The 6,650-nt window shown below is 39.8% G+C and carries 5 protein-coding genes, 1 tRNA gene and 1 pseudogene; 4 read left to right on the top strand and 3 right to left on the bottom strand.

Annotated features, from left to right (window positions below; all coding sequences use genetic code 11):
* Nucleotides 1-658 (bottom strand): BCCT family transporter (locus L650_RS0108040; protein WP_029772789.1); only part of this gene is annotated, 658 nt, incomplete at its 3' end.
* A gap of 703 nt (nt 659-1,361) precedes the next feature.
* On the opposite strand from L650_RS0108040, the gene L650_RS0108045 reads away from it, so the two are divergent.
* The 3 genes from L650_RS0108045 (at nt 1,362) to rimI (ending at nt 2,262) form a co-directional block, all read left to right on the top strand.
* A tRNA-Trp gene (locus tag L650_RS0108045) sits at nt 1,362-1,438 on the top strand.
* A 64-nt stretch (nt 1,439-1,502) separates the two neighbouring features.
* Complete coding sequence (locus L650_RS0108050) at nt 1,503-1,808, top strand: hypothetical protein (RefSeq protein WP_029772790.1); 306 nt, start codon at nt 1,503-1,505, stop codon at nt 1,806-1,808.
* Complete coding sequence (gene rimI, locus L650_RS0108055; protein ID WP_029772791.1) at nt 1,795-2,262, top strand: ribosomal protein S18-alanine N-acetyltransferase; 468 nt, start codon at nt 1,795-1,797, stop codon at nt 2,260-2,262. Before L650_RS0108050 ends, rimI begins: the two co-directional genes overlap by 14 nt.
* Nucleotides 2,263-2,310: 48 nt before the next feature.
* Here rimI and L650_RS0108060 read toward each other — a convergent pair whose 3' ends face one another.
* Both L650_RS0108060 and L650_RS0108065 read right to left on the bottom strand, forming a co-directional pair.
* Nucleotides 2,311-4,983, bottom strand: coding sequence for an ATP-binding protein (locus L650_RS0108060; RefSeq protein ID WP_029772792.1), 2,673 nt, complete (start codon nt 4,981-4,983; stop codon nt 2,311-2,313).
* A 428-nt stretch (nt 4,984-5,411) separates the two neighbouring features.
* On the bottom strand, nt 5,412-6,080 hold the full coding sequence (locus L650_RS0108065) for a TetR/AcrR family transcriptional regulator (protein WP_029772793.1): 669 nt from the start codon (nt 6,078-6,080) through the stop codon (nt 5,412-5,414).
* A gap of 239 nt (nt 6,081-6,319) precedes the next feature.
* Here L650_RS0108065 and L650_RS0108070 point away from each other — a divergent pair.
* Nucleotides 6,320-6,650 (top strand): annotated as a pseudogene (locus tag L650_RS0108070) (TolC family protein); the annotation flags it as partial.

Consider the following 6,650-nt stretch of genomic DNA (forward strand, 5'->3'; position numbering starts at 1 on the left):
CCGCCATTACATCGATAACATCACCTAACTTGCCCCATACTCTATCTCCTAAAAGCGGATAAAATATTGAGCGCATAGAAAGCGGTAAGCCTTTGTTATAAACAAAATAGGCTAGGCACAAAGCGGTCATACCGTAAATTGCCCACGCGTGTAGACCCCAATGGAATACAGTAGCCCCTAAAGCCATTTCTCGGCCTTGCTCGGTAAAGGCTTCTGCATTGAGAGGCGTGCCAAACCAGTCGGTGTAAAAGGCGGTGGGCTCTGCCACGCCCCAAAAAATTAGACCAATACCCATGCCTGCAGCAAAGAGCATAGATACCCACGATAAGGTTGAATAATCTGTAGTTGCTTTATCGCCGCCAAGGCGAATTTTACCCAGCGGTGAAGCGGCAATACCCACTGCAAACAGCAGTAATATATTGGCGCCCCACATAAATACGTAGTCAAAATTAGTTAGTGCGGCATTTTTTATTGAGTTAATCGCCTCTTTAGCTTCGTTAGGCGAGAGGGCAAGTAGAGTAATTATAAAAAGTAGAGATAGGCCAATAGAAACAGAAAATACATTAGTATGAATATCCATGCCCCATTTGCTAACGTTATCTTGTCCTACTTGGTAATCGGTTGAATCGATACTGTATTTTTTTGATTTAAACTTCATATAACACGGCGTGAACTACCAGCAACTGCTAATAGTAAAGCTCCTCCATATTTGCATTGTGAATGACCCGCGTAAGTAAGATACATGATGAAATATGCAATTAGGTGGTAATACCAATCGACTTAAATACTTAGTCTTTCTAGCGAGCTAAATAAAGCGCTAACAGCGTTATAAATTTCTCAGGTAGAGCAACTACATGTAAAAATTAATGCCTTGTAACCGCTCTATTTATCTGTCGCTATAAGCGACTAATAACTTAACACGATTGGTATAACGCGGATCCCCTAGACGCTAAATTGTATCATAAATGCTGCCAATGTTATTGATTTGTTTATGTATACAGCAACTCCACCAAGCTAAATCGCTATAAAAATAACTAGCAGCAAGTGTAAATACACCATGCTAGCTAAAGTATTTAACACTTAAGAAGGAATTTACAGCATAGCGTTTGGGCTAAGCGTAGGTAAAAACAGTACCCCGGTTATTAAGCTCGCACGGTTTTAAAGCACACACTGCAGTTTTAATTACGCTAAGCTGAGCAGCATTTATTTTTTAAAGGTAAGTGCTGTTAAAGCTAAAGTGGCTTTACAGCGCTATTTAGCTTGCTAATTCAGCGTTTTGTATAATTAAAAAGCAGTTAAACTAAAAAGTTAATTTTTTACTTTACCTTTTCTAAAAGGTCTCTATAATTCGTCGACATTGCAGGGGCGTAGTTCCAATTGGTAGAACAGCGGTCTCCAAAACCGACGGTTGGGAGTTCGAATCTCTCCGCCCCTGCCATTTCTTCTTTACATCGTTTTTATTACTTCATATATTGTTCTAGTGTTTAATCTACTGAGTTGTTATGCATCCACGTTACGCAGCTATTTTTGGTATAGAAAACCTTGAACTAAATCAGCATTATCGTCCTAAAAATACTGATCCTACTTTAGCCGTTTCACAAAGCACTCCAGCTGAGTCTTTAGCGCTGAGCAAACAGTTATTAAGTGATATACGTTTTAGTGCACCTTCTTTAACAATTAATCATGTTTTAAAAGGGGCAGACATACAGTTAGCCGACGATAAGCTTACACTACCAACCTCACAGCTCAGTGCTTCTGATAAGCGCGCTTTATGGGCTTTAATGAGCACACACCTTGATAAACTTTAAACCTGTAAACGAAAGCGCAATAGCACAATTAATGGCTATTGAAACTGCCTGCCACTCTCATCCTTGGTCTCTTAAAACAATGAGCTCTTGCATGGGCGGCCGTTACTTTAATTTAGCGGCGTTTGATGAAAACACCCTGGTAGGTTTTTATATAGGTGAAAAGGCAGGGCCTGACTTTACCCTTATGGATATATGTGTAACGCCCAGTGAGCAAGGTAAAGGCATTGCAAGGCAGTTACTTAGCCAGTTTATTGAATATGGCGAGCAGCAAAATGCTGAAAACCTTTTTTTAGAAGTGCGCGAATCAAACGCGCGTGCAATAACGCTTTACGAACACGCTGGCTTTACGCAAATGTCGGTACGTAAAAACTATTACCCAAGCGATGAGCCCTCTAAAAATGGCTATGAAGACGCCATACTAATGGGTATGGCGCTTAACTTAGGGTTTAGTTAAAGGGTTAAATTAAGCGCTAAATAAACGTTTAAAGTAAAACGCGTATTTTTAGGCTGTTACTTTACTTTTAGCTATGGTTTGCTCAATAGCATTAATTAAATTTACAATTAATGTGGGGCGCTGCGCTTGGTCATTACTAAGCAGGTTTTCTTCTAGTAGCGCTGCACTGTGGTAAATATCGTCAAAATTAAAGCAACCAGCACTGCCTTTTAAGCTATGAGCTACACTTCGAAGTGCTTCTGCATCGTTACTGGCTTTTAAGCTGTTTACCTTTTGCAGGTAACTTGGCAGGTTAGCCACATAGTTATCGTTAATTTGCTGAAACTTTTCACTTTTTAGTAAACTATCCCACTTGTTCTGATTATCTTTTTCAAGGTTTAAGTAACTAACTAGCACGTTTTCAAGCGCGTCTTTATCAATGGGTTTTGCCAGCGCTTTATCGCAACCTGCCTCAATGTATGTGTCTATATCATGGTTCATTACATTGGCAGTAAGCGCGATAATGGGCCCATCGTAGGCTGCATGACGTAGCATTTTAGTAGCCTCAAGGCCGCCCATTACAGGCATTTGCATATCCATAATAATTAGCTGGTAGTCGTTTACTAACGCCATTTCTACTGCTTGTGCACCATTGTTAGCCATATCTGGCTCTAGGCCCCAGGTTTGTAATAGCAGTTTTATAAGTAGCTGGTTATCGGGGTTATCTTCGGCAACTAATATGTTGGCATCAAAACTAGAAGTGGCAAACGACAAGAAAGGGTCTTTTTCTGGAATAAGCTGTGCTTGCTCAGTTAAAAGCTCTAGTGACTGTTTAGGCTCGTTAATATGGCAATCAATGGTAATAGCAAAGCGACTGCCTATGCCAATTTCGCTTTTTAAAGTAACATCGCCACCCAATAACTGCGCTAAGTTTTTAGAAATACATAAACCTAATCCTGTGCCTCCAAAGCGGCGCGTGGTGGTGGCATCGGCTTGTTCAAAAGGTTTAAATATACGCTCTATTTGGTGCTCAGACATACCAATACCGGTGTCTTTAACCACAAATTCAAGCTGCTGCTTACTTTGCAAATAGTGCACACAAATTGACACCTTGCCTTGCTCGGTAAACTTTACGGCATTGCTGGCTATGTTTATCAAAATTTGTTTTAAGCGCGTCATATCACTATAAATAGTGCGCGGTAATGGCAGCTCGTAATGAATGCTAAACGCCAGTTGTTTTTCGTGTGCTAGCGGTTCAATAATTGATTCTATATCGTGAACCAGCTGCACTACATTAAGGGGTGCTTGCTCTACAGCGAGCTTTTCTGCTTCTATTTTAGATAAATCGAGTATGTTGTTTATTAGCTCTAATAAGTGTTTAGAGTTTCGTAAAATGGTATTTAAATGCTGTTTGTCGTTAACCACTTTATCGTTAATTAATAACTGCTCGGTAAAGCCCATAATGGCTGTAAGTGGGGTGCGAATCTCGTGACTCATATTTGCTAAAAAACGGCTTTTAAGCTGGTTAGCTTGCTCTGCTTGAGCTATGGCAAGTTCAAGCTGGCTGTTCATCGCTTCGAGCGCTTTAGTACGGCTTTCTACTTTGTCTTCTAGGTGGTGCTTATATTCTTCTAGTTGTTCTTGGTAGTGTCTTATTTGGTTGATCATGTGGTTAAAATCGTTAAACAACACGCCAACTTCATCATTTGTATGAGCAGGTAAATTTACCGATAAATCACCATCACCTACACGGTGGCTGGCGGCCCCTAAAAGCTCAATTGGGTTTAGCAGTAAATTGCGCACAACCACAAAAATAAGGATAGGCAGGGTGATCACCGAAATTATCACAATTAAGCCTGTGATTAAGCTAATTGCCTTACCCGATTGATAAAGCACACCTTTTGGAATGGTTGATACAAAGTAATAACCGCCACTCATTTGTACGGCAAATATCATTCTTTCTATTTTATCTATGCTCGAAAGCTCAATAGTCGAAAGGGTGCCTACATCGGCTAAATCGTGAACCTGCTCAAGCTCGTGCTCGGTAATATATTGCCCGCGTAAGCTGTAGTCTGAGCTAAATAAAATTTGCCCGTCGTTGGTTAGCAGTAAATTAAGGGTGTTGTTATAAGGTGCCTCTAAAATACTGGTGTTTAATATAGAGGGCTCAACTTGCAATACTATAAAGCCAAGTTGTTGTGGGCGTTTTAAATAGTAATCAACACTTTGTACGCGCTGTACAAAAAATAAGTTGGTGGTGCCGTCGTTGTTTTGCACCATAAATTGTTGTTGGCGCAAATTACTTTGCAGTACTTGCTTAAAAAATGGGTATGACTGCGGTGCGGTTGTTAAATTATTAGAATAATACGCGTCACTTTTACCACTGGCCGAGACTAAGTTAATACTAATTATATCTGGGTAGGCTTCGCTATAACTGGCAAAAACATCCATTAGTGCCCCTAAGCGGCGTGTATAGCTGCCATCAGCATGAATGTCGTTTGATAAAAAATCGTTTAAAACAGGCGAGGTAGACAGTAGTTTTGCTGTTGAATGAAACGAGTCTATGTAGTTGAAAACCTTTTGCTGTTGCTGCTCAACAAAGCGACTCATTATAAGATCAGCCTGCTTTTGTGTTGAGTTGGTTACGTTAGTTAATGTAAAACCACCTAAAAACAACAAGGGTAATATAACAAGCGGGGTTATATACCATAATAATCGAATACTTAACTTACTGGTTTTCATGACCAAACTACTTATCCTCCGTGCAATCTAGCAATGATATGCGTTACGACTTTATTACACAAGAAGCGTAAGCTGATTTGGGTTAATTTAGCGTAAAAAAAGTGTGTATATAATTGGTTTAAATAAGGCTAGTGAGCACCGAAAGCGAGATTATATTTTAAGGCGCTATATTTAGCTTTGTTTTAAATAAGTTAGCGGCTGCGCTGCTTGGTTTTTTAATTATATAGCTAACAGTGCAGTATCAATGCCTGTCATAAATTGAGCGCAAGGGGCTAACCCGTAGCGCTATTTTTATATTTATTAGTGTTTAGCACAATGCATCAAAATATGCGTTGTTAGGGCATTGGTATTAAGGGTAATTTAGCCACGCTTAAAATTAATGCGTGGCTTTAAAATGCTATTTATTTAAAGTATTACAAATTTAAAAATTAGTTCTTTTGAGTGTGAGCCGTACCGTAAGAGCGCACTAAAAAGTTTATTGCTACTTCTACCCAGCGGTCTATATCTTTTTTAAGCACAGGCTGATCTGGGTGAGTTAAGTACATTAAATGTAGCTCACTGCGCATTAAGGCAACAAATAGGTTAGTGGCTTCTTCAATGTTTAATTCTTCAAAATCAAGCTCTTTAGAATCCACTGCCGCTTTTAAATAATTAGAGACCTTGTCTTTTACCACCCGCGGGCCAGAGTTATAAAACATATGACCTAGGGCGGGTAAGCGGGGGGCTTCAGCAACAACAATTCGGTATAGAGCCATGGCCGTCTCTGATAGAGCGATTTGTAAATAAGCATGCCCAAGGCGGCGTAAGTTTTCTGTTAAGTTGCCTGGCTTAAACGTTATATTATCGATTGATGCTGTAAATATTTCGCATTCGCTTTTAATGACCGCTAAAAATAAAATTTCTTTATTTGCAAAGTGAGCGTAAACCGTCGATTTTGATACGCCTGCCTCACGTTGGATCATGTCGGTGGTTGCACCATTAAAACCATGAATTAAAAATATTTTACGTGCAGCGTGTAATACCGTTCGTGCTTTTGCGCCAAGCTCTAATTCACTTGGAGGCAGAGTGTTTTGGGCATTAATAAGCGTTTTTGTCATTACATTTCACCTTGACATAATGTTAAATTACCCCTAGCATATCAAACCGAGCGGTACAGTTCAATTTGAGCTTTAAGTTAAGGGTGTTTTTAGCAGCTGTTAACTATCGGTATTACCCTGTTTAAATGTATTTAAGGTGTGACTAGGCAGCAATTAGCGTGCTTAGCTTTTTTTTGCTTACCACTCGAACCGAGCGGTACAGTACATAAATAATTGTGTTATTAATTTAGGATTTAAAAATGGCTAATCAGTGTCTTAATAAAAGACTTTTTAATTATTCGCGGCATTCAGCTATTGCGCTTACATTAGCTGCGGCTTTGTCGGGTTGTGTAGTGGGTCCTAACTTTGAAGAACCTAATACAAATATAAACAACGATGCTATAAAGCCAACTCCCGAATTTACTCAGCTACAAAGCGGTAATGCTGAATTGGCGTGGAATTGGTGGACAATTTTAAACGATCCTATTTTAACGGAGCTAGAGCGCAAAGCACAGTTAGGTAATCTTGACTTACAGCTAGCATCAAGCCGAATTGCCCAAAGCCGCGCGGCATTGGGTATTGCATCGGCAG

It is taken from the genome of Pseudoalteromonas sp. TB51, from assembly GCF_000498055.1.
Taxonomy (GTDB): Bacteria; Pseudomonadota; Gammaproteobacteria; order Enterobacterales; family Alteromonadaceae; genus Pseudoalteromonas; species Pseudoalteromonas atlantica.

Bases quoted from the DNA above. Each gene is read 5' to 3' on its own strand.
- L650_RS0108050 (WP_029772790.1), top strand. From the start codon at position 1,503: ATGCATCCACGTTACGCAGCTATTTTTGGTATAGAAAACCTTGAACTA.
- L650_RS0108060 (WP_029772792.1), bottom strand. From the start codon at position 4,983: ATGAAAACCAGTAAGTTAAGTATTCGATTATTATGGTATATAACCCCG.
- L650_RS0108065 (WP_029772793.1), bottom strand. From the start codon at position 6,080: ATGACAAAAACGCTTATTAATGCCCAAAACACTCTGCCTCCAAGTGAA.